We start from the raw sequence: 21,875 nt of genomic DNA on the forward strand, positions 1-21,875 counted from the left end.
AATAACAAAAATCAATAACTCCGCATAAAAATTTAGTATTGGACAAACAGAAAAACGCGTTCTATATTTTGCCGCACAAAAACAACAACAACGAACCATACAACAACAAAAACAATAACAAGGAGTCACGAATGAACCAGACAATATCCAAGATCTTGATTACTACAGCACTGGTATCATCCATTTGCTCTGCTGAAGAAGCTGCTAAGGAAAGTACATTTAAGCTGACAGGAAACGTTCAGGCACAAGCCATCAAATCACTTTATGACAACGATGCAGACAACACGCTCGACAATTCTTTCTTGCGAGCAAACATTGGTGCAAAGTACGACTCCGACCGTCTCAGCGCAGTGATTAACTTGCGCATTTTCAGTCCGGCTTTCGGCAACACGATTGATGGAAAGAACTACGACAAGATTTCCGCAGATACCTACTATGCCAACTACAAGTGGGATACCGAATACGGCAAGTTCAATCTTCAATTCGGTCGTTTCCGTACTGACTGGAGCGTTGGCGGCAACTTCGGTACTTATGTCGACGTAGCCCTCAACAAGCGTGGATTCCTCTCCCGCGATTACCAACATGATGCAGTCGCATTCGGTTATGAAAACGGGATTTCAACATTCAACGCCTTGCTCGGTACTTATGACGCCAAATTCAACACGGGTTATATCCGTTTTGAAGAGACACTCAAATTTGGCGATGCCAAAGTGAGCGCCGCATATCGCGTGAACGCACTTGACCCGATCCAGCATACAGCTCAGGTGACACACCGTGTTGCAGGTCGCGCAAGTTACTACTTCCAAAAGAACTTCGGCCTTTATGGTGAAGTCGCTTTAATCGCGACCGGCGATAGCGAAAATCTTAAGGTTGCAAATGCCATCAAGCCAGAATACGCACAAGATTCACGATACATTCCATTCTTCGTCGGTTTGGAAATTCCGACCGCAGGATTCTTGAGCAATCTGTATGCCGAATTGGAATATCTCTCTAACCGAGACGAATTGCAGGCTGGTGCCGACGGAATCGCATGGACAGTAAGCTTCATCAAGAAAATCAATGATTTCTCTAAAATCCAGGTGAACGTCTATAGTGAAAAGAAAGCATCCGACGTCGCTCTTGCAGCAAGATTCACAGCATCTCTCAAATAACACTTAGCACATCCCCGAGCGCCCTCAGCGCAGCATAACAGCTTCTTTGATCCATTTCGCTGAGGGCGTTTCTCTAAAAAAACAAATCACAACATTTAAAATAAAAAGAGGTTTATAACATGAATTTCAAAAAAATTACCATTGCATCCATCGCCCTTCTCTCCCTTGCCTTCACAGCCTGCTCTTCTTCTGAAGAAAAGCACGAACACGGCAAGCAGACTCTCACCAACGTGTCGTACGACCCGACTCGTGAACTCTACGCCAACTACAATGTGGCTTTCGCCAAGCATTGGAAGGAAAAGACCGGTAAGGACGTTGAAATCACGCAGTCTCATGGCGGTTCCGGCAAGCAGGCTTTGGAAGTAGCCAACGGCCTCGAAGCAGACGTGGTGACGCTCGCTCTCGAATTTGACGTGAACGCCGTTCGCGACGCCGGACTCATTGAACCGGGTTGGGTCAAGGAATTCCCGCTCAACAGCTCTCCCTACACCTCCACCATCGTGTTCTTGGTTCGCAAGGGCAACCCGAAAAATCTCAAGGACTGGGGCGATCTCGTGAAGGACGGCATCGGTGTCATCACTCCGAACCCGAAAACTTCTGGTGGCGCTCGCTGGAACTACCTCGCCGCCTGGGCATGGGCCGAAAAGCAGTACAACGGCAACGAAGCCAAGGTCAAGGAATTCGTGAAGAAACTCTACAAGAACGTACTCGTGCTCGCTTCTGGCGCTCGCGGCTCCACGACGACATTCATCGAAAACGGCCAGGGTGACGTTTTGCTCGCTTGGGAAAACGAAGCATTCCTCTCGCTCAAGGACTACCCCAAGGACTACGAAATCGTCATCCCCAGCGTGAGCATTTTGGCTGAACCGTCTGTCGCAATTGTAGACAAGGTTGTTGACAAGCGCGGCACCCGCGAACTTGCCACCGAATACCTGAACTTCCTCTACAGCGACGAAGGCCAGCACATTGCAGCTAAGAACCACTACCGTCCTTCCAACAAGGCCATTCTTGACCAGTACAAGGAATTTGACCAAAACGTGAACCTGATTGACATCAGCTACTTCGGCGGTTGGGACAAGGCTCAAAAAACGCACTTCTCCAACGGTGGCATTTTCGACCAGATTTACGAAAAGAAGTAATCCGATCTAAACAAATCTTCTTGTATAAACCGAGCGTTCCCAACTTTCGCGAAAGCAATGGTTGGGGACGTTTCCGTTTTTTTGACAATTTAACATAATCATACTATCTTTGCGTTTCAAAACCTACTATTTTTATAGGTATGTTATGATTTTTCCGCTTGACGACAATATTTCAATAACGAAAAGTGAAGCCCTAGCAATACTAGATTTACGGAACGAAGCTCTCAGCGAACTCATCGAAGCCGCATACAAGTTAAGAACGAAATACAAAGGCAATCGGGTAAATATCCAGTTGCTCACAAATGTCCGTAGCGGTAACTGCACACAAAACTGTGCTTACTGCGCTCAATCCCGCGATTCCGAAGCGCCTATCGAAAAATACCGCTATGTCGAAGATAAAAAGCTTTACGGCGACAACAACCTCGTCGATGAGTTTCATCTTTCCAGACATTGCATTGGGCTTAGCGGAATTCGCTTTGCCGATAGCGATATCGAAAGCCTTGCCGAGCGCATCCGCAAAATGAAAAAGAACGATACGCAAATTTGCTGCTCCATCGGATTCTTGACCGAACATCAAGCTCAAATTCTTAAAGACGCGGGATTAAACAGAATCAATCACAACTTGAATAGCAGCCGTCGTTTTTATCCAAGCATTTGCACCACGCACACATACCAAGAACGAATCGACAACTTAAAGATGTTGAAGCGCATCGGCTTTGAAATCTGCTCTGGCGGCATTATCGGTATGGGCGAAATAAAAGAAGACGTTGTGGACATGCTTTTTGAATTGAAAGAAATCAATCCCGAATCCGTCCCCATAAATTTTTTACTTCCAGTCAAGGGAACGCGACTTGCCGAACGCGACATTTCGGCACTGACTCCGGAATACTGCATCAAGGTTCTTTGCCTCGCGCGTTTGATGCTACCAAAATCGGACATCCGTTGCGCAGCCGGCCGAGAAGTCTATTTCAAGGGTCACGAAAAGACTTTGTTTAAAATTGCAGATTCCATTTTTGCATCCGGTTACTTGACCGAGGGCGGCCAAAGTCTCGAAGCCACATTCCGCACAATTGAAGAAGCGGGCTTTACGTGGCAAGTGGAAAGCGCTTAAATAAAATACGTCAAATCAGATTTTTCGGTGGAGCCGAGCATCGTTGCAACGCCGCCCAGTTCTACCCCATCGATCAATTCCTCATGGGAGATTCCCATGAGTTCCATCGACATTTGGCACGCGACAAACTTGACACCTTTTTGTTGTGCGCTTTGGATTAATTCTTCCAGCGAAGACACGCCATTCTTTTTCATGACGGCACGGATCATCTTGGCGCCAATACCGCCAAAGTTCATACGAGAAAGGCCTAGCTTTTTAGAGCCTCGCGGCAGCATCAAGCTGAACATTTTTCCGATGAGCGATTTTTTCACACGGACTTTTTCGGGTCTGCGCAAAAGGCTTACGCCCCAAAAAGTAAAGAACATCGTCACCGGGCGTCCCATCGCGGCAGCACCATTCGCCATGATGAACGAAGCAATCGCCTTATCCAAATCGCCACTGAACACGACAAAAGTTTTGCCGTGTTCAAATTCTTTTTTTTCGGGTACAGGTGATTCTTTTTTCACGATGGACGCGTAAATAATTCCGTCTTTTTCGGTGAGTGATTTCAATTGATTTCCGGTACGCTGGCACCATACCTCGACATCCGAGAGAAACGCTTTTTCATCCGCTTCGACTTGGATTTCGTCACCAACAAAAGCCTTTTTGACGGTTTCATCAACCTTTACGATTGGCCCCGGACATTTCAATCCCTTGGCATCGACATAAAGCGCTTTCGGAGCCACGTCAAGACCTCCCTCGATGTTATACACATCAAAATCCCTATCCGCAAGAATTTCTGCGACTTGTTCAGAGCGATCACCCGTAGAGCAAAAAACATAAACAGGTTTGTCCTTGGGGATGGAATCAATCTTTTTCGAAAGTTCAAAGAAAGGAATCTGAATCGCACCGTCCACAGGATGAACGATGACTTCGCCGGGTTCTCGTACATCAAGAAGCGTCGAATTATCTACATCAATCTTATGGAAATCTTTTGCGGAAAAGTTCTTGACTTCGGACATTACAACACCTGCTTTTTCATCTTCTAAAAATAATTTGTCGCAAATATAAAACCGCATTCTGCAAGTGTCCAATACATTTTTCTAATCGCATGCTATCAAAATTTTTAATAACCATTTTGCATAACTGGTTTTGTAGATTAAAGATCAAAGAAGGGGCCTGTCAAACACAACAACAAAAAAAGGATACAATATGTACTCTACCCATTATATGGATTTGCTGATGCAAAACTCTCCCTGGAACCTCATCATCTTTATGGCAATTCCTGTCATTCTTGCAGAAACGATAGCCATAACAGATTTGTTCTTGTTGCGGTCACCGGGCGCACATCCGACGCTTTCAAAAATCAACCGCATTGCCGGAATCCTTGCCGGGATTTCATTCGTTGGCATCATAGCCTACTTCATTCCGAATGTCGTTATTCCGCTTGCATCCGCAGGAGAATTCAGAACATGGATTGATGTTGTGGCGATTGGCTCTTACATCCTTGCAGGCATTCCGATGATTTTGCTTGCTTTGTTGAACTTGAAACTTTTACTCCGTAAAGCAGGCGAAGATAAACGTTCGAATTGCGCCATTCTTTTGCTTGCCGCATTCCTCGTTCTCTCGCACATTGCGATGATCTTTGGTATGGTGGATCCAGGCATTGCCGGGTACTCTCCGAAGGCGGCAACAACAATAGAAATGCAGCATCACCACCATCATCATTGATAATTACTTTATTCTAATATAAAAATTTTATAAAAAGCGATACATATTTAGTATTGGACATAACGAATGACGCGTTCTATATTTGCCTTCACTTATGAAGAGAACAAATAGAAGTGTCATTCCTGGCTTCGGCCTTACTACCGGCATCACGCTCACCATCTTAAGTGTCGTGGTGCTAATTCCGCTTGCGTCGCTCGTGGTGTTTTCGGCGCAAATGAGTTTCAGTGAAATCATCGAAACGATTACACGCGACAGAGTCTTGTCGAGTTTTAGAGTGAGTTTCGTGACGGCGTTCGTCGCCTCGCTTATTAACGCCGTAATGGGCATCATCCTTGCGTGGGTTCTCGTGAAGTACACATTCCCGCTAAAGCGCTTGGTTGACGGAATGATCGAACTCCCGTTCGCTTTGCCGACGGCTGTGGCAGGCATCGCATTGACCGCACTTACCGCAGACACGGGGCTAATCGGCGGCTTTTTCGCCAAGTTCGGCGTGAAGATAGCCTTTACGCAAATTGGCATTACCGTTGCGCTTGTGTTTATCGGCATCCCGTTTGTCGTCCGCGCAGTACAACCGGTGCTTGAAAAGCTCGACCCCGCTTACGAAGAAGCCGCAGGCGTCTTGGGTGCTTCACGCAGCCGCATTTTCTGGAAGATTATTTTCCCCGAAATCATTCCGGCCGCGTTGACAGGATTCGGGCTCGCATTCGGGCGTTGCCTAGGCGAATATGGCAGCGTTGTATTCATTGCTGGCAACAAACCGTTCGAAACAGAAATCGCCCCGCTCATCATCATGTCGGAATTGCAGGAATACGATTACGCAAGCGCCACAACAATTGCGCTCGTAATGCTCGTCGCCTCATTCGTGACACTCTTCCTCGTGAACTTAATCCAGACGAGAAACACCAAAATTTTGAAGGGAGGAAATTAATGAACAAAGAGACAACTTCCTCAAAAGTCGTCAAGTGGACTTTAATCAGTATCAGCATCATTTTCGTGGTGCTAATGCTTTTGCTCCCGCTGATTACGGTGATTACAGAAGCATTCAAGCAAGGTTTTGCCGTGTACGAAAAAGCTGTGACCGACAATTACACCGTCAAGGCCATTTGGCTCACGTTAGAAGCAACGCTACTTGCCGTGCTCATCAATACCGTTTTCGGATTGAGTGCCGCTTGGTCCCTTACCAAATTCCAATTCAAAGGGAAAAAGATTCTCACGACGCTGATTGACTTGCCGGTGACCGTTTCACCGATTATCGCAGGCCTCATTTTCTTACTCACATTCGGACGCCAAAGCCCGTTATACCCGCTATTGCAAGATTGGGACATCAAAATCGTATTTGCAGTTCCGGGCATTGTTCTTGCTACAATTTTCGTGACATTCCCGTTCATTTCGCGCGAACTGATTCCCGTCTTGGAAGCACGCGGTAACGACGAAGAAGAAGCGGCGGCGCTGATGGGCGCAAAAGGCTGGACGATATTCAGCAAAATCACATTTCCGCATATCAAATGGGCTTTTTTGTACGGCGTGGTGCTTTGCGCAGCCCGTGCGATGGGTGAATTCGGCGCAGTTTCGGTGATTTCGGGTCATTTGCGCGGAAAGACGAACACGCTTCCGTTGCATGTAGAAATTCTATTTAACGAATTCCAGTATGTGCCCGCATTTGCCGTGGCATCAATTCTCGTTATGCTAGCCATCCTCATCTTGATTGCAAGAAGTTTAATAGAATACCGAGGTAAAAAAAGAATAAAGGAATAGGACTCGTCTTTTGTCATTCCCGCGAAAGCGGGAATCTCCTATCCCGCAAAAATAAATGGTTAAGAAGAAAGGAGATGCCCGATTAAATCGGGCATGACAGCAAAGCCGAAGGCATTATAAATCAGGAGATTATATGTACGTAGAACTAAAACACATCAACAAACATTTTGGAAATTTCAAGGCATCCGACGATGTTTCCTTCGGTATCGAAAAGGGTAAACTCATTGGCCTTTTGGGCCCGAGCGGTTCGGGTAAGACAACGATTCTCCGCATGATTGCTGGGCTCGAAACGCCCGACAACGGTGACATCATCATTGACGGAAAGGTCATCAACAATGTGCCCGCCAGCAAGCGCGGCATCGGATTTGTGTTCCAGAGTTACGCTCTGTTCCGCTACATGACTGTTTTCGAGAATATCGCTTTCGGACTCCGCGTTCTGAAGAAACCCGAAAACGAAATCAAGGAACGCGTCGCGGAACTCGTCAAGTTGATTGGGCTAGAAGGTCTCGAAAAACGCTACCCGAGCCAGCTTTCGGGTGGCCAGAGGCAGCGAGTGGCCTTTGCACGTGCGCTTGCACCAAATCCGCAGTTGCTTTTGCTCGATGAACCATTTGCCGCCATTGACGCAAAGGTGCGTCAAGAACTCCGTCACTGGCTCAAAGAAATGATTGCAAAGCTCGGCGTCACAAGCATTTTCGTCACCCACGACCAAGACGAAGCCATCGAAGTCGCCGACGAAATCATCATCATGAACAAGGGCCGCATCGATCAAATCGGCAAACCGCTTGATGTGTACAGCACGCCCAAAACTTCTTTTGTAGCTTCCTTCTTCGGCCAGCCTTCCATTTTCAAGGATTACAGCAAGTTCAATAGCTTTGAAGCAATTGATGGCGCAGAACAAGCCATCGTGCGTCCCGAATTTGTCAAGGTCACCAAAAAAGACGAAACGCAAAAATACGGAAAATCCGCTCAAGAAGGTGTCGTAACCAACGTAGCTTTCCGCGGAAGCGGCATCGAATTGACCGTTTTGGTAAACGGAGAAACACTTACGGCAAGACGCAGCTTTGACGAGCCAAGCGTTTCTGTCGGTGAAAAAGTCGATGTATTCGTCTACCGCATTTTCGTAACCGCAGGCGACAACGCCTATTTACTTGAGAACAAGTCGTTCCGAGATCCTGTTATCGTGATTTAGTAATTTCGTATAAAGTTTTACTATCAACCACGATAAAAATTAAGTATTGGACGAATGTAAAAGCGCGTTCTATATTTGCCCTTAAACCTATGGAGAGTCTAAAACATGGCAGCAGATTACGCAACACTTAAAAAAGGCGGCTGGATGCGCCAAAAGCAGAAGAACAACTTCTCGCTGCGCGTACGAGTCGTTGGCGGCAACCTGACCGCAACACAACTTGCAAAAATAGCCGAAGTCGCCGAAAAATATGGCGAAGGCTACGCACATTTGACCTCGAGACAGAGTGTCGAAATTCCGTTCATTAAACTCGAAAATGTTGACGACGTAAAGTCAGCCCTTGCCGAAGGCGGCGTAGAACCTGGTGTTTGCGGCCCTCGCGTGAGAACGATTACCGCATGCCAGGGCGAAGCGGTTTGCCCTAGCGGCTGTATCGACACTTACGCCATCGCAAAAGAACTGGACGATCGCTACTTCGCTCGAGAACTTCCGCATAAGTTCAAATTTGGCGTGACCGGTTGTCAGAACAACTGTCTCAAGGCCGAAGAAAATGACGTGGGCATCAAGGGCGCCATCAAGGTAAAATGGCTCGAAAGCGCCTGCATCGGCTGTGGCGTTTGCGCCAAAGCTTGCCGCAGAAACGCCATCCGCATCGAAAACAAAAAAGTCATCTTTGATGAATCCCAGTGCAACTTCTGCGGACGTTGCTACAAGTCCTGCCCCACAGATGCCTGGGAAGCAACACACGGCTACATTGTTTCTTTCGGCGGTCTTTTTGGCAATTCCATCAACAAGGGTGAAACAATCATTCCGTTCGTAGAAGACAAGCAAAAGCTGCTTGAAATTTGTGATGCAGCCATTTCGTTCTTTGCCGAAAACGCAAATCCGGGCGAACGATTCAAATTCACCATCGACCGCATTGGTCATGATGTCTTTGCTCAAAAAATCAAGGACGCCTACAACAGCGCTCCTTAAGCGTAAAACCTTACACACACAAGGAGCCCGTTTGTTCTAGACGGGCTTTTTTAGTGCATTTTTATAAAAATTTCCTATAAGAAGCAAAATTAGTTCTTTACTAAATACCAAACCATAAACCCTTAATTTGACAAGGCTTAACCCTATATTTATTATAGGATTTGACTATAAAACGCCATATAAATTTAGTATTGGACAATTACTAAACCTCGTTCTATATTTGCCTACGAAAATTATAGGAATATGTACGGAGAACCTAATGGATTTTAATACTACTTTATTGCATCATAATTTTGGAAGTGAACGAAGTACCGGCTCTACGCTTACCCCTATTTATCAAGTCAGTGCATTTTCGCAAGAATCCGCAGAGAAACTCGAAGCTGTTTTTAACAATAGGGCTCCGGGTTTTGCATATACGCGCATTGGAAACCCCACGACAGATTCTTTCGAAAGGCGCATTGCATCTCTTGAAAAGGGCATTGGCGCCATAGCCTGCTCGTCGGGCATGGCAGCCGTGACGATGTCGCTCTTGAACATTTTGCAGTCCGGCGACGAAGTCATTGCAAGTACGGCGCTGTTTGGCGGCACGATTGACTTGTTCCACGACTTGGAAGCATTCGGCATTAAAACCCGTTACGTCACTGAAGTCACCGCAGAAAGTGTCCGTTCACAACTGAACGAAAAGACGAAAGCTGTATTCACAGAACTTATCGGTAACCCGAAACTGAACGTTGTCGATTTGCAGAGCGTCGCTGACGCAGCCCACGAAGCGGGCGTCCCGTTCATTGTAGATAGCACGACAGCAACTCCTTACCTTGTTCATCCTTTTGATTTTGGCGCAGACATCGTTGTCCATTCCTCCTCCAAGTACATCAACGGAAATGGCAGTGCCATCAGCGGCATTATCGTCGATAGTGGCAAGTTCAAGTGGGATTACGCCAAACACAAGGGTTTAGAAGAATACAAGCGCTTTAGCAAGTTTGCTTACCTCGCGAAACTCCGCAATGGTGTATGGCGCAATATCGGTTGTTGTATCGCCCCCGCTACCGCATTCCTCAACTCGCTCGGGCTTGAAACTCTCGGGCTCCGCATGGAACGCCTTTGTGATAACGCCTTGCAACTCGCTGAATTTTTGCAGGGTTTCGAAGGCATCACCGTCAACTATCCCGGCTTAAAAAACAGCCCTTACTACGATCTCGTTCAAAAGCAGTTTAACGGCAAGGGCGGTGCCATCATTTCAATTGACGCTGGCACCAAGGAAAAAGCGTTCAAGCTCATCAACAACTTGAAATACGCTACGATTGCCACGAACATTGGCGACTTGCGCACGCTCGTCATCCACCCGGAAAGTACGATTTTCACGCATGCCACCAAAGAGCAAAAGGAAAACGCAGGCGTATTCGAAGGCTCTATCCGCATTAGCGTAGGCATCGAAGATATTGCTGACCTCAAGGAAGATTTCGAACAAGCTATAAAGCAAATTTCGTAGCTATTAACCAATGACCATTGACTAATAACTAACGACCATATAGAAAATTTCAATAACTCAGCATAAAAATTAAGTATTGGACAAGTTAAAAAACGCGTTCTATATTTAGCATCAAAATTAAAGTACGGAGATAAAAATGTCAGAAGAATTTAAAATAGACGATACCGTTGACGTTACCGACGTCAAATGCCCCACTACATTTGTCAAGGCTAAAGTCGCTATCGAAGAACTTGACGAAGGTCAGATTCTCGCAATCCGCCTGAACGACGGCGAACCGGTGCAGAATGTGCCGCGCAGCCTCAAGGAAGAAGGCCACGAAATCCTCAAGCTCAACGACAACCAAGATGGAACCTTTACGCTGTTTGTAAAAAAGGTCGGGGACTAAGTAAAAAAGGCGATCCCGGAACACGTCCGGGATGACAGCAAAAACATTTAACAAAAAAAGGAATTTCAAACATGTTTATTACTGTTGCAGGAAACAAGAAAGAAGTTAAAGACGGCCTCACCGTCGCAGAACTCATTGAACAAGAAAAAGTGGAAACTCCGCAATACGTGACGGTTTCCCTGAACGATGAATTTGTCGAAAACGGCAATTTCGCAACGACCGCTCTCAAGGACGGCGACAACGTCGAATTCCTCTACTTCATGGGAGGTGGTCAGTAATGGCTTTTACTAACGAACAACTCGAACGCTATTCCCGCCACATCATCCTCAAGGAAGTGGGCGCAAAGGGCCAGAAGAAGCTTTTGAACGCCAAGGTGCTCGTCATTGGTGCAGGTGGCCTCGGTGCTCCTGTCGCTATGTACCTCGCCGCCGCAGGCGTTGGCACCATCGGCATTGCCGATGCAGACGTCGTTGACCTTTCCAATTTGCAGCGCCAGATAATACACGCTACAAAGGACGTGGGCAAGCCCAAGGTGCAGTCCGCCAAGGAAACGATGGAAGCGATGAATCCGGATGTCAAGGTGATTACGTACCACACGTTCGTCACTAGCGAAAACATCATGGACCTCATCAAGGATTACGATTTTATCATTGATGGAACCGACAACTTCCCGGCAAAGTTTCTCATCAACGACGCATGCGTCATGGCCAAGAAGCCGTTCTCTCACGCGGGCATCATCCGCTTCCAGGGTCAGCTCATGACGTACGTTCCGGGCCAGGGCCCGTGCTATCGCTGCGTTTTCAAGGAACCCCCTCCGAAAGATGCCGTGCCGACTTGCAAACAGGCAGGCGTGATCGGCGCTATGGGCGGTGTTATCGGTAGCCTCCAGGCGATGGAAGCCGTCAAGTACATTCTCGGTGTCGGCAATCTGCTCACGGGCTACTTGCTCACCTACAATGCGCTCACGATGGAATTCCGCAAGATCAAGCTCCCGACTCACACGAAGGATTGCGCAGTCTGCGGTGACCACCCGACGATTGACCATCTGATCGACTACGAACAGGCCGTCTGCGAGATGAAGCACTAGGCGAGTCGGAAGTAGGAAGTGTCATGCCCGATTTAATCGGGCATCTCCCCCATCAAAAAGGAGATTCCCACCTAAAGGTGGCCATGCGCACTATGGAACAAAGTTCCAAGTGCTGTCCGCCCGGTCGGAGCCGGGAATGACAAACAAAAAAAGGAATTTCAATGATAACATTACCAAAAGCTGAATATCAAAAGATATTGGAGCATGCCGAAAAGAACCTGCCCGAAGAAGCTTGCGGGCTGATTGCAGGGCGTATCGATGGCGAAAATAAGCACATCGAAAAGGTTTACTTGCTCACGAATATCGACCATTCCAACGAGCACTTTTCGCTTGACCCCAAGGAACACTTAGCCGCCATCAAGGACATGCGCCAAAATGGCCTATCCCCACTTGGCAATTGGCATTCTCACCCTGAATCCCCGTCGCGCCCGTCGCAAGAAGACAAGCGCCTCGCTTTCGACAGCAAGGCAAGCTACTTGATTCTTTCGCTGATGGATCGTGAAAATCCGGTGCTCAATTCGTTCCATATCGAAGGCGACAACGCCACAAACGAAGGCTTGGTGATTGAGTAATTAAAAAGCGCTCCGCTCAATAGCGAAGGCGCTCTTTTTGAATCTCCGTACAATGGTGTCCCCGGGATCCTTGTGAAATTCCGATTCCGGGGGCACTTCTCTTTAGGCGAAAATTTTGACAACCAAATTTAGTAAAATAGTTTCAGAACAAATGGCTTTAGCCGCAAAAAAAGCATACCCAAGTGAATGCTGCGGCATTTTGGTTGGAAAAAAGTCTGAAAAAGGCGAAATCGAAGTCACCGATATTCGCGAAGCCCCAAACCAGTTTCATGGGCAAAAATCTGTCCATTTTCAAGTAGACCCGCTATTTATCTACCACTTGGAGCAAGAAATCGAAGCCAGCGGTCTTGAGATTGTCGGCGTTTACCATTCACACCCCGACTGCCCCGCCGTCCTCTCCAAAGAAGATGAAAATTACATGGTACCCGGCCTCGAATACGTCATCATGTCTGTAAAAAACGGCGAAGTCGTAGATGTGAAAAGCTATCAGCGGGATTTGCAATGAGTTATAGCCTAACGTTTCAAAACGAGTTTGGCTATAAATAAAATCAATATCTCAGCATAAAAATTAAGTATTGGACAAACGCGTTTTTCCGTTCTATATTTCGGCTTGTAAAAAATCCTACAAGTATTGTGGGAAAATTTGTACGGAAACAACACTTTTTAGGGAACCTCTACTTGAGCGGCCCAATGTACGGAGAAAAAAAGTGAAAATATACATATCAGCAACACTCAGGAATTTCTTTGGGAAGAACTCCCAAGTAGAAGCCCCTGCCGATACGGTCAGAAAGGCTCTCGCATTTTTAACGACGACTTACCCAGAAGGAGAAAAGGTTCTTTACGACGACAATAAAAAGGTCAGGGACTTCATCCAGATTTACGTCAACAACAAAAAATTGACCGTTGAAACGATTTGGGACGCCGCTCTTCCAGAAGATACCGAAATTCTACTTTTGCCCGCCATCGCTGGCGGTGCACCGACCGACGCTCCCGTAGAGAGCCTAATTTCGGACGAAAGGCGCAAGGCCGTTTCATTTGATGATTCTGAAATCGAACGTTTTGGCAAGCACCTGATGCTCCGCGATATCGGCGTCAAGGGTCAAAAGCGCATCAAGGCCGCAAAAGTGGTCGTCGTAGGCGCAGGAGCCCTCGGTTCCCCAGTCATCCAATACCTCGCCGCTGCAGGCGTTGGCACCATCAAGGTCATCGATTTCGACGAAGTCTCGCTTGAAAATTTGCAGAGCCAAGTCATTCACGGCACACGTGATGTCAAGCGTCCAAAAGTCGCCTCCGCAAGGGACAAAGTAAAAAACATCAACAAGACAATAGTCTTCGAAGCCGTCAAGGAACAGCTCGACGCATCGAACATCGAAGCTGAAATTGAAGGCTACGATTTAGTCGTCGATTGCACAGACAATTACAAGGCTCGCTACTTGATCAACGATGCATGCGCACTGCACGGCATTCCAGTTGTATTCGGCGCCATTTACCAGTTCGAAGGCCAAGTCGGCGTATTCAATCTGGATGGCGGTCCGTGCTTGCGTTGCCAATACCCATCTCCTCCGCCGGCAGGGCTCATCCCCTCTTGCGCAGAAGGCGGTGCCATCAGCCCGCTCCCAGGCATCATCGGTAGCATCCAAGCGAATGAAGCGCTCAAGCTCATCTTGGGAATCGGCGAACACCTGAACGGCAAAATTCTCCATGTCGATAGCTTGTACTTGTCATCGAGAATTCTCAAAGTCGAACACAATTGCCATTGCCCGATTTGCGGGAACAACCCGACAATCACGAGCGTTGAAGAAATCGACTACGAAGAACTTTGCGGCTTGAAGACCACAAACGAAACACCTGTGGAAGGTTTCACGCCCGAAGAACTTGCCAAGCGCATCGACAACGGCGACGACATGACCATCGTGGATGTCCGCGAACCGCACGAACGCGCAATTCTGCGATTCCCGAACGCCATCGTGATTCCGATTGGACAGCTCGTCCGCAGGCAAAAGGAACTCGACCCGAACAAGGATACAATCTTCGTCTGCAAGCAGGGCAAACGCAGCGAACTCGCCATCAACACCTTGCGCGAAGCGGGTTACACCGGTCCTCTGTACAACTTGAAGGGCGGTATCGACGCAATGAAGGACATCATGTTCTCGCACGAAGGTGCTTGGTTATAACAGAGGGTTTTGAATAGGGAAAAGCTATGTCAAAAAAATTTTTCGACAAAGTGAGTTTCTCGTAACAACAAGATAAGCTTATTATTTTCTAATATTCACACTTAAACACTAGGAAAATAGTTTTAAACACAACTAACAATAAGAGGTAAACCATTATGGCAAATGAAGCAGAAAAGAACACGGGCATTAATGCCCTCGGCGCCAAGGCCGCATACAACCTGGCGAACGTCACCAAGACCAAGCCGCAATTTGGCGCGCTCACGCCCAAGTGGCTCACCAAGTTCCTTGAATTCAAGGGTCTCGAAACAGGTCTTTTCCGCGTGAACAAGGTCGTCGAAGGCCAGACACCGCTCGACATTCTCTGCAGCGCAACCAAGAAGTCTGACATTATCCCGGAAGGCTACGTCGAATACGAAACCGAACCGCGTGAATACAAGCTCAACTCCATTTCCACGATCATCAACGTCAACACCGCTATCGAAGACGTTTACAGCTCTCCGTATGATCAGGTTCAGGAACAGCTCGGTCTCGCTATCGAATCTCTCCGCGAACGTCAGGAAAGCCAGCTCATCAACAATGACGACTACGGTCTCTTGAAGAACATCGCTGACTCCCAGCGCATCCAGCCGCTCCGCGACGATGGCCGCCCGACTCCGGACGATCTCGATGAACTCATCTCCAAGGTTTGGAAGGAACCGTCCTTCTTCCTCGCCCACCCGCGTGCTATTGCAGCTTTCGAACGCGAATGCACCCGCCGTGGCGTGCCGCCTGTCGTCGTTGACATCGCCGGTGGCAAGTTCCTCACCTGGCGCGGCATTCCTCTCGTCCCGACCGACAAGCTCCTTGTCGATGGCGTGAAGAATCCGAAGTCCAAGGGTGGCAAGACCAACATCTTGCTCGTCCGTACTGGCGAAGCAAAGCGCGGTGTTATCGGTCTCTTCCAGGCTGGCCTCAAGAACGAACACTCTCGCGGCCTCTCCGTGCGTTTCCGCGGTATCGACAACAAGGGTGTCGCATCTTACCTCCTGTCGCTCTACTGCTCTGCAGCAATCCTTTCCGACGACGCTATCGCAGTCCTTGAAGACGTAGAGGTTGGCGAATACTATGACTACGAATAATCCAGAAACCAGATCGCTGGAAGAACTCGCCGGAGTTCCCAATGCGGCTGAACTGGAGCAATTGGCAAATGCGTATTTTCCGGATTTGACGGATAGCGCATATGCAGCAACCCCCGCCGCTCCCGAAGCGCAGAATGCATCTGCCGCTCAAGGCGTAAGTGCAGCACAGGGTGCCGCAGCCATTAGCCAAACTCCAGCCTTCGACTGGGAACATCCCTTTGCGACTTATGGCGACCAGCCGACATCTTCGGCTCCGTTTGCCTACGGCGGAAGTTCTACAGACACCTGGCTCAACACGGTCGAAGCCCCTGCGGTTCCCGAATCGCAGTTCGCATCGCAGCTGAGCGATATTCCGACAGCCCCCGCACCGGCTCAGGGTTACTCCCCGAAAGTCGTGTCCAAGACGCAGGCTGCCGAAGCTAATCGCCAGATCGACGCTCCGACATCTCTCGGTGGCGACTCCGTGAAGACGGGTTCTGCAAACAGCGGCGCAAATTCTCGCAACGATTCCATCCGCATCGGTTCCAAGACGCTTGCCCAGATCCGTTCTGACTTCCCGATTCTTTCGAAGCAGATCAACGGTCATCCACTCGTTTGGCTCGATAACGGTGCAACGACGCAGCGCCCGCAGGTAGTCATTGACCGCCTCAAGTACTACTACGAAAACGAAAACTCCAACGTTCACCGTGGCGCACACACGCTCGCGGCAGCATCGACAGACGCATACGAAAACGCACGCAACATTGTTCGTGACTTTATCGGTGCTCCGTCTTCTCAGGAAGTCGTTTTTGTTCGCGGTACGACCGAAGCTATTAACTTGGTTGCAAACGCTTACGTAAAGCCGACGCTCCAGCCGGGTGACGAGATCATCGTTTCCATCCTGGAACATCACGCCAACATCGTTCCTTGGCAGCTCATTGCCGAAGAAACAGGTGCCGTGATTAAGGTAATTCCGTGCGATTCTACCGGTCAGCTCAAGCTCCACGATTACGAAGCTTTATTCACGAAGCGCACCAAGTTCGTTTCCGTGACGCATGTTTCGAACGTGCTCGGCACTGTGACCCCGATTGAAGAACTCATCGCCATCGCTCATAGACACGGCGTGAGAATCCTCATTGACGGCGCTCAGTCCATCGCTCACATTCCGGTGAATGTTGCAGCCCTCGACGCAGACTTCTTCGTGTTCTCTGGACACAAGGTGTTTGCTCCGACCGGTATCGGCGTTGTCTATGGCAAGAAGGAATTGCTCGAAGCAGCAAGACCTTACCATGGCGGCGGTAACATGATTGCGGACGTGACGTTCGAACGCACCATTTACAACGGAATTCCGAACAAGTTCGAAGCAGGAACGGGAAGCATCGCCGACGCTGTTGGCCTTGGTGCTGCACTCCAGTACCTCTCCGAAATCGGAATGCCCTGCGTATTCCGTTGGGAACATGAACTGTTGCAGTATGGCCTCAAGGAATTGAAGACCGTCAAGGGAATTCACCTTGTAGGAACCGCACTCAACAAGGCATCTGCGCTTGCCTTCAAGCTCGACGGTTATTCCGACGAAGAAGTTGGCAAGAGACTCGATGCTTACGGCGTTGCCGTTCGCACCGGTCATCACTGCGCACAGCCTGTCTTACGCCATTTCGGATACGAAAGTACCGTGCGACCCACTCTCGCACTCTACAACTCGCCCGATGACATCGATGCACTCGTAAGAGCGTTGAAGACGTTCGCGTAAGTTAGATAACAGGTGATTGGTTTTAGGAGAGTCATCCTGAGCAGAGTGCGTAGCACGAAGTCGATATACGATACTTGGCAACTTGTTGCCTTAGTAGAGTTAGGTTCGAAGTCGAAGTATTCAGGGCTTTTTAACTGGATACTTCGCCTTTCAGACTCAGTATGACGCCTAAAGCTTATCACTTTAATTTTTTACTTTCTACTCAAACTATGCACGAACTTATCCAAGAATCTGAAGTTGAAAAAGCCGTACAAATTATTTTCGACGATTACAATCGCGGCAAGCATATCGACAATATCGATATTTACAATCGACCCGACCAGGCCGAGATCCAGACGATTTTGCAGAATTTGATTCGAGTCGTTTATCCTGGACACTTCAGAGATCGTACGCATAAGATTTACAATCCGAAAAACAGCTTTGCAGTTCTTATCGAAGATATCTTCTACCATCTCCACAAACAGGTGGCAATTGCTTTGGATTACTGTAAGCTTCGTGGCACTATGACTTCCGATGAACGCAAAATCGAAAGTTATAGAATTTGTAAGGAATTTTTCGCCAAGATTCCGCAAATCCGTGAATTCCTAGAAACAGACTTGCACGCAGCCTATGACGGCGACCCGGCTGCCGGCTGCCTTGACGAAATCATCCTCGCCTACCCCGGCCTCATGGCAACGACAATCTACCGCATAGCCCATGAGCTCTACCTTTTGCACGTTCCGGTTCTCCCGCGACTCATGACCGAATACGCACACTCTAAAACGGGTATCGATATTCACCCGGGTGCAACCATCGGCAAATACTTCTTTATCGATCACGGTACCGGCATTGTAATTGGCGAAACAGCAGTCATCGGCAAGAATGTGAAGATTTATCAAGGCGTTACGCTGGGAGCACTTTCCACACGAGGCGGCCAAAGACTCTCCGGCAAAAAGCGCCACCCGACAATTCAGGATAACGTCACTATTTATGCAGGCGCATCCATTCTCGGCGGTGATACGGTCGTAGGTGAAAATGCGGTCATCGGCGGCAACGCATTCATTACACGTTCCATCGATGCCAACACCCGCGTCAGCATCAAGAATTTGGAACTCGACTACACCACAACCGATAGCAAAAAACACAAAACCACAGAAATCACGCAAAGTGACGATTGGTACTACATTATTTAGTGATTAGTAAACAGTAGATAGTAGGCTGTAGACGGCAAGAAGTGTCATGCCCCGCTCGACGGGGCATCTCCTTTTTAAAGTCAAATATCAAGTCAGTCATTTTACTACAATTGCACTAGGAAATATACGGAGATTTTATGAACTACCTGATTGTACCTGGTTTAAATAATTCAGACGAAAAACATTGGCAAACTTTTTGGGAAAAGAGCTTGCCCAATACGCTTCGCGTGCAACAACATAGTTGGGACAATCCGCAAAAAAACGATTGGATTGCAACTCTCGGCGATACAATTCAAAAATTGAATCAGGATACAATTATCGTAGCGCATAGTCTTGGCGTGGCAACAACAGTCATGTACCTCACGCAAAATCAAGGTAAAATTCCGGCACACATCAAAGGAGCTTTCCTAGTTTCTCCGAGCGATGTGGACAACATCGAAGTCATCAAATCTTTTGCACCAATGCCATTAGAAAAATTACCTGTTCCCGCATGCGTTGTCGCCAGCGAAAACGATCCGTTCGTCTCTATGGAACGTGCTGAATTTTTCGCATCCGCTTGGGGCGTAAAGTTATTCAACGCCGGTAAACTCGGGCATATCAATTCTGCAACAGACTTACGCGAATGGGAACAAGGCCGAGCATTTCTTGCCGCATTTGAAGAAAGCCTTTAAGCCGATCTATCCACAAATAAAACATTCAGTAGTTACCAATAAATTAAATCTATAATACACGATATTAATTTAGTATTGGACAAAGCTATAACTGCGTTCTATATTTTCAAAAAAAATATAGCCACTCGGAGGCTTTTAAATGTCCAAACTAAATTCAAAAAAAGATATCAATACAGCAAATATCGCTGATTCAAACAATTGGAATTTTGCAACAAAATGTCTACAAGCCGGCTGGAAGCCCAAGATTGGTGAGCCGCGCGTTCTCCCAATTTTCCAATCAACTACTTACAAGTACGAAGATGTAGACGAAGTCGAAAGACTTTTCGCACTGAAGCAATCCGGCAATAAATACACCCGCACCGGAAACCCAACCGTTGCTGCGTTCGAAAGCAAAATTACGGAACTCGAAGGCGGCGTAGGCGCAGTAGCCACAGCATCAGGGCAATCCGCCGTGTTGTTGGCCATTTCGAATCTCGTAAAAGCAGGCGACCACATTGTTGCAAGCAAACACATTTATGGCGGCAGTTACACGCTGCTTAGCGTAAGACTTTCAAAACTCGGCATTGAGACCACATTCATCAATCCCGAAGATTCCATTGCAGAACTTCGCAAGGCATTCCGCCCGAACACCAAGCTCATTTTCGGAGAAACGATCGGAAATCCTGCCTTGGGTATTCTGGATTTCGATAAATTTTCGAAACTCGCCAAAGAATTTGACGTTCCCTTCCTTGTCGACAACACGCTCGCCACACCATTCCTTGTAAAGCCCTTACAGCATGGCGCAAACGTGGTCATTCATTCCGCAACAAAGTATATCGACGGCCACGCAATTGCTCTTGGCGGTGTCGTGATTGACGGCGGCAACTATAATTGGGAAAACGGAAAATTTCCAGACCTCGTAGAACCCGATGCACAATACGCCAACACTTCCTATACTAAAAAATTTGGACGAGCCGCATTTATCGCAAAGGCACGCGCTCAACATTTGCGTGATTTCGGCGCAGCATTAAGCCCGTTCAACGCATTCCTTTTGAATCTCGGTCTCGAAACGCTCCACTTGCGCATGCCGCAACACAGCAACAACGCTTTAGCATTAGCTGAATTCCTTTCCAAAAATCCAGCTGTCAACTGGGTTAGCTATCCGGGACTCAAATCTAGCCCAAATTTCAAGCGCATCCGCAAATACTTCGACTATCAAGGCGGTAGCGGTGTGCTCACATTCGGTCTCAAGGGCGGCAAAACAGCTATTCGTTCATTTGTCAAGGCTTTGAAGGTCGCAGCCCTCGTGGTGCATGTAGGTGATGCACGTACAAGCGTTTTGCATCCGGCAACAAGTACACATTCGCAGCTTTCTCCTAAAGATAGGCTCGCCGCAGGCATCCCCGACGATATGATTCGTGTATCCGTCGGTATCGAAGATCCACGCGATATTATTGCAGACTTCGAACAAGCTATTAATACAAGTATCAAAGGCGGTAAGTAATTGAGTATCATTGTTGATGTTAATAAATACCTTTCCTTAGATAGCGCTCCAAAACACATCAAGGATTACCTATCAATTGAAGTTGCTGATCACGCTTACTTGCCTAAAACAGAAGACATCAAAAGCGACTGGGTCGCCTATATTGCAGCCCCTGCATTCAAGCTCATCCGCGAAAAATTAGGCAAAGACATCGAAGCCTTCGCCTCTATTGGCACCGGTTCTGGAATTGATGTTTTGACAGGCATCGAGCTCTTGGGAGCAAAACGAGTCGGCTTCACAGATTTGCAAAAAAGCGTCGTTGCAGCAGCCGCACAAAACGTCAGGAACAATGTAAAAGACTTCAAATCCATTGAGTTTGAATTTGGCAATGGAGATCTTCTACAGCCGCTCCAAAACGGCAAACGAAAATTCGATGTCATTTACGAGAACCTCCCCAACGTTCCACTTGCAAGCAATACAAAGATTGAAGACAAACGCAACAGCGGCCATTACTTGGAAAAACGCGTAGAACCCATTCCCGAATTCGTACACGAGCAAATGCTAGACTTGCATTACCTCGCACTCAAGCAAGCCAAAGAATTCTTGGCAGAAAACGGGGCGGTCTATTCTACGCTCGGCGGGCGCGTTCCATTAAACGCATTTATCAAGCTTGGCGAATTAGCAGGGCTCAATTCCGAAATTTTCACATACTCCTGGAAAGTTCAGGCAGAACCAGAAGACGTGATTTCGGGATACGCCGCACAAGAAAAGGCCGGACTCGGACCATTCCGTTTCTACCGCGCAAGCGACTTGCAAAAAGCATTCGCATCCGTCACGGTCAAGGAATCCGGAAGCCGCGCTTTCGAAATCGAAAAGTCACTGGACTCCGTAAAACTTTCCGCTAACGCCGCATACGAAGCATACAAACAAGGCGAAATCATAGGCCACACCGTTGCTGTATTAAAATCAAGTACAAGATAAATAAT

Annotated in this window: 22 protein-coding genes; 21 read left to right on the top strand and 1 reads right to left on the bottom strand. The window is 47.8% G+C overall.

Translation table 11 applies throughout. The annotated features are described in order from the left end of the window. The first annotated feature begins 131 nt into the window (after window positions 1–131). The 3 genes from BUA34_RS07990 (at window position 132) to bioB (ending at window position 3,401) form a co-directional block, all read left to right on the top strand. Window positions 132–1,151, top strand: a complete 1,020-nt coding sequence (locus BUA34_RS07990; RefSeq protein WP_072828300.1) for a hypothetical protein — start codon at window positions 132–134, stop codon at window positions 1,149–1,151. 119 nt (window positions 1,152–1,270) lie between these two features. Next, window positions 1,271–2,290, top strand: coding sequence for a sulfate ABC transporter substrate-binding protein (locus BUA34_RS07995; protein ID WP_072828203.1), 1,020 nt, complete (start codon window positions 1,271–1,273; stop codon window positions 2,288–2,290). 145 nt (window positions 2,291–2,435) lie between these two features. Beyond that, on the top strand, window positions 2,436–3,401 hold the full coding sequence (bioB, locus tag BUA34_RS08000) for a biotin synthase BioB (RefSeq protein ID WP_072828204.1): 966 nt from the start codon (window positions 2,436–2,438) through the stop codon (window positions 3,399–3,401). On the opposite strand, the gene BUA34_RS08005 is transcribed toward bioB, so the two are convergent. Then, window positions 3,398–4,459, bottom strand: a complete 1,062-nt coding sequence (locus BUA34_RS08005; protein WP_072828205.1) for a DsrE/DsrF/DrsH-like family protein — start codon at window positions 4,457–4,459, stop codon at window positions 3,398–3,400. The genes bioB and BUA34_RS08005 overlap by 4 nt on opposite strands. 133 nt (window positions 4,460–4,592) lie before the next feature. Here BUA34_RS08005 and BUA34_RS08010 point away from each other — a divergent pair, with 133 nt between their 5' ends. The 18 genes from BUA34_RS08010 to BUA34_RS08095 all read left to right on the top strand — a co-directional run bounded on the left by BUA34_RS08010 (window position 4,593) and on the right by BUA34_RS08095 (window position 21,870). Then, a complete protein-coding gene (locus BUA34_RS08010) occupies window positions 4,593–5,111 on the top strand; it encodes a DUF6803 family protein (protein WP_072828206.1) in 519 nt (172 codons plus the stop codon). A gap of 94 nt (window positions 5,112–5,205) precedes the next feature. Then, window positions 5,206–6,039 carry a sulfate ABC transporter permease subunit CysT gene (gene cysT / locus BUA34_RS08015; RefSeq protein WP_072828207.1) on the top strand — a complete coding sequence of 278 codons (834 nt, stop codon included), beginning with the start codon at window positions 5,206–5,208 and terminating at the stop codon, window positions 6,037–6,039. Further along, window positions 6,039–6,866, top strand: coding sequence for a sulfate ABC transporter permease subunit CysW (cysW, locus tag BUA34_RS08020; RefSeq protein ID WP_072828208.1), 828 nt, complete (start codon window positions 6,039–6,041; stop codon window positions 6,864–6,866). The genes cysT and cysW overlap by 1 nt, the downstream gene beginning before the upstream one ends. Window positions 6,867–6,999: 133 nt before the next feature. Beyond that, complete coding sequence (locus BUA34_RS08025) at window positions 7,000–8,058, top strand: sulfate/molybdate ABC transporter ATP-binding protein (RefSeq protein WP_072828209.1); 1,059 nt, start codon at window positions 7,000–7,002, stop codon at window positions 8,056–8,058. A gap of 105 nt (window positions 8,059–8,163) precedes the next feature. Beyond that, window positions 8,164–9,030 carry a 4Fe-4S binding protein gene (locus BUA34_RS08030; protein ID WP_072828210.1) on the top strand — a complete coding sequence of 289 codons (867 nt, stop codon included), beginning with the start codon at window positions 8,164–8,166 and terminating at the stop codon, window positions 9,028–9,030. Between the two features lie 259 nt (window positions 9,031–9,289). After that, window positions 9,290–10,519, top strand: coding sequence for an O-acetylhomoserine aminocarboxypropyltransferase/cysteine synthase family protein (locus BUA34_RS08035; protein ID WP_072828211.1), 1,230 nt, complete (start codon window positions 9,290–9,292; stop codon window positions 10,517–10,519). Window positions 10,520–10,655: 136 nt separating this feature from the next. Beyond that, window positions 10,656–10,904 (top strand): sulfurtransferase TusA family protein, encoded by a 249-nt coding sequence (locus BUA34_RS08040; RefSeq protein ID WP_072828212.1) that lies wholly within the window; start codon window positions 10,656–10,658, stop codon window positions 10,902–10,904. Between the two features lie 71 nt (window positions 10,905–10,975). Then, entirely contained in the window at window positions 10,976–11,182 is a 207-nt protein-coding gene (gene thiS, locus BUA34_RS08045) for a sulfur carrier protein ThiS (RefSeq protein WP_072828213.1), read from the top strand. Further along, window positions 11,182–11,991 (top strand): thiazole biosynthesis adenylyltransferase ThiF, encoded by an 810-nt coding sequence (gene thiF / locus BUA34_RS08050; RefSeq protein WP_072828214.1) that lies wholly within the window; start codon window positions 11,182–11,184, stop codon window positions 11,989–11,991. Before thiS ends, thiF (BUA34_RS08050) begins: the two co-directional genes overlap by 1 nt. A 161-nt stretch (window positions 11,992–12,152) precedes the next feature. After that, window positions 12,153–12,563 carry a M67 family metallopeptidase gene (locus tag BUA34_RS08055; protein ID WP_072828215.1) on the top strand — a complete coding sequence of 137 codons (411 nt, stop codon included), beginning with the start codon at window positions 12,153–12,155 and terminating at the stop codon, window positions 12,561–12,563. Between the two features lie 151 nt (window positions 12,564–12,714). After that, a complete protein-coding gene (locus BUA34_RS08060) occupies window positions 12,715–13,068 on the top strand; it encodes a M67 family metallopeptidase (RefSeq protein WP_072828216.1) in 354 nt (117 codons plus the stop codon). A 202-nt stretch (window positions 13,069–13,270) separates the two neighbouring features. Continuing rightward, window positions 13,271–14,737 (top strand): thiazole biosynthesis adenylyltransferase ThiF, encoded by a 1,467-nt coding sequence (thiF, locus tag BUA34_RS08065; protein WP_072828217.1) that lies wholly within the window; start codon window positions 13,271–13,273, stop codon window positions 14,735–14,737. Window positions 14,738–14,892: 155 nt separating this feature from the next. Continuing rightward, window positions 14,893–15,855, top strand: a complete 963-nt coding sequence (locus BUA34_RS08070; RefSeq protein WP_072828218.1) for a family 2A encapsulin nanocompartment shell protein — start codon at window positions 14,893–14,895, stop codon at window positions 15,853–15,855. Then, window positions 15,842–17,584 (top strand): SufS family cysteine desulfurase, encoded by a 1,743-nt coding sequence (locus BUA34_RS08075; protein ID WP_072828219.1) that lies wholly within the window; start codon window positions 15,842–15,844, stop codon window positions 17,582–17,584. Before BUA34_RS08070 ends, BUA34_RS08075 begins: the two co-directional genes overlap by 14 nt. Window positions 17,585–17,793: 209 nt before the next feature. After that, complete coding sequence (gene epsC / locus BUA34_RS08080) at window positions 17,794–18,756, top strand: serine O-acetyltransferase EpsC (RefSeq protein WP_072828220.1); 963 nt, start codon at window positions 17,794–17,796, stop codon at window positions 18,754–18,756. A gap of 137 nt (window positions 18,757–18,893) precedes the next feature. Then, window positions 18,894–19,427, top strand: a complete 534-nt coding sequence (locus BUA34_RS08085) for an RBBP9/YdeN family alpha/beta hydrolase (RefSeq protein WP_072828221.1) — start codon at window positions 18,894–18,896, stop codon at window positions 19,425–19,427. 139 nt (window positions 19,428–19,566) lie between these two features. After that, entirely contained in the window at window positions 19,567–20,910 is a 1,344-nt protein-coding gene (locus BUA34_RS08090; protein WP_072828222.1) for an O-acetylhomoserine aminocarboxypropyltransferase/cysteine synthase family protein, read from the top strand. Then, window positions 20,911–21,870, top strand: coding sequence for a 50S ribosomal protein L11 methyltransferase (locus BUA34_RS08095; protein ID WP_072828223.1), 960 nt, complete (start codon window positions 20,911–20,913; stop codon window positions 21,868–21,870). The last annotated feature ends 5 nt before the right edge of the window (window positions 21,871–21,875 follow it).

It is taken from the genome of Fibrobacter sp. UWB12 (assembly GCF_900142485.1).
In the GTDB taxonomy this organism is placed as follows: domain Bacteria; phylum Fibrobacterota; class Fibrobacteria; order Fibrobacterales; family Fibrobacteraceae; genus Fibrobacter.

What these genes read in the sequence shown, in the direction of transcription:
- bioB (WP_072828204.1), top strand. Translation starts at nt 2,436, where the DNA reads ATGATTTTTCCGCTTGACGACAATATTTCAATAACGAAAAGTGAAGCC.
- BUA34_RS08070 (WP_072828218.1), top strand. Translation starts at nt 14,893, where the DNA reads ATGGCAAATGAAGCAGAAAAGAACACGGGCATTAATGCCCTCGGCGCC.
- BUA34_RS08075 (WP_072828219.1), top strand. Translation starts at nt 15,842, where the DNA reads ATGACTACGAATAATCCAGAAACCAGATCGCTGGAAGAACTCGCCGGA.
- epsC (WP_072828220.1), top strand. Translation starts at nt 17,794, where the DNA reads ATGCACGAACTTATCCAAGAATCTGAAGTTGAAAAAGCCGTACAAATT.
- BUA34_RS08060 (WP_072828216.1), top strand. Translation starts at nt 12,715, where the DNA reads ATGGCTTTAGCCGCAAAAAAAGCATACCCAAGTGAATGCTGCGGCATT.
- cysW (WP_072828208.1), top strand. Translation starts at nt 6,039, where the DNA reads ATGAACAAAGAGACAACTTCCTCAAAAGTCGTCAAGTGGACTTTAATC.
- BUA34_RS08090 (WP_072828222.1), top strand. Translation starts at nt 19,567, where the DNA reads ATGTCCAAACTAAATTCAAAAAAAGATATCAATACAGCAAATATCGCT.
- BUA34_RS07995 (WP_072828203.1), top strand. Translation starts at nt 1,271, where the DNA reads ATGAATTTCAAAAAAATTACCATTGCATCCATCGCCCTTCTCTCCCTT.
- thiF (WP_072828214.1), top strand. Translation starts at nt 11,182, where the DNA reads ATGGCTTTTACTAACGAACAACTCGAACGCTATTCCCGCCACATCATC.
- thiS (WP_072828213.1), top strand. Translation starts at nt 10,976, where the DNA reads ATGTTTATTACTGTTGCAGGAAACAAGAAAGAAGTTAAAGACGGCCTC.
- BUA34_RS08040 (WP_072828212.1), top strand. Translation starts at nt 10,656, where the DNA reads ATGTCAGAAGAATTTAAAATAGACGATACCGTTGACGTTACCGACGTC.
- BUA34_RS07990 (WP_072828300.1), top strand. Translation starts at nt 132, where the DNA reads ATGAACCAGACAATATCCAAGATCTTGATTACTACAGCACTGGTATCA.
- BUA34_RS08055 (WP_072828215.1), top strand. Translation starts at nt 12,153, where the DNA reads ATGATAACATTACCAAAAGCTGAATATCAAAAGATATTGGAGCATGCC.
- BUA34_RS08005 (WP_072828205.1), bottom strand. Translation starts at nt 4,459, where the DNA reads ATGCGGTTTTATATTTGCGACAAATTATTTTTAGAAGATGAAAAAGCA.
- BUA34_RS08010 (WP_072828206.1), top strand. Translation starts at nt 4,593, where the DNA reads ATGTACTCTACCCATTATATGGATTTGCTGATGCAAAACTCTCCCTGG.
- BUA34_RS08035 (WP_072828211.1), top strand. Translation starts at nt 9,290, where the DNA reads ATGGATTTTAATACTACTTTATTGCATCATAATTTTGGAAGTGAACGA.
- BUA34_RS08085 (WP_072828221.1), top strand. Translation starts at nt 18,894, where the DNA reads ATGAACTACCTGATTGTACCTGGTTTAAATAATTCAGACGAAAAACAT.
- BUA34_RS08030 (WP_072828210.1), top strand. Translation starts at nt 8,164, where the DNA reads ATGGCAGCAGATTACGCAACACTTAAAAAAGGCGGCTGGATGCGCCAA.
- cysT (WP_072828207.1), top strand. Translation starts at nt 5,206, where the DNA reads ATGAAGAGAACAAATAGAAGTGTCATTCCTGGCTTCGGCCTTACTACC.
- BUA34_RS08025 (WP_072828209.1), top strand. Translation starts at nt 7,000, where the DNA reads ATGTACGTAGAACTAAAACACATCAACAAACATTTTGGAAATTTCAAG.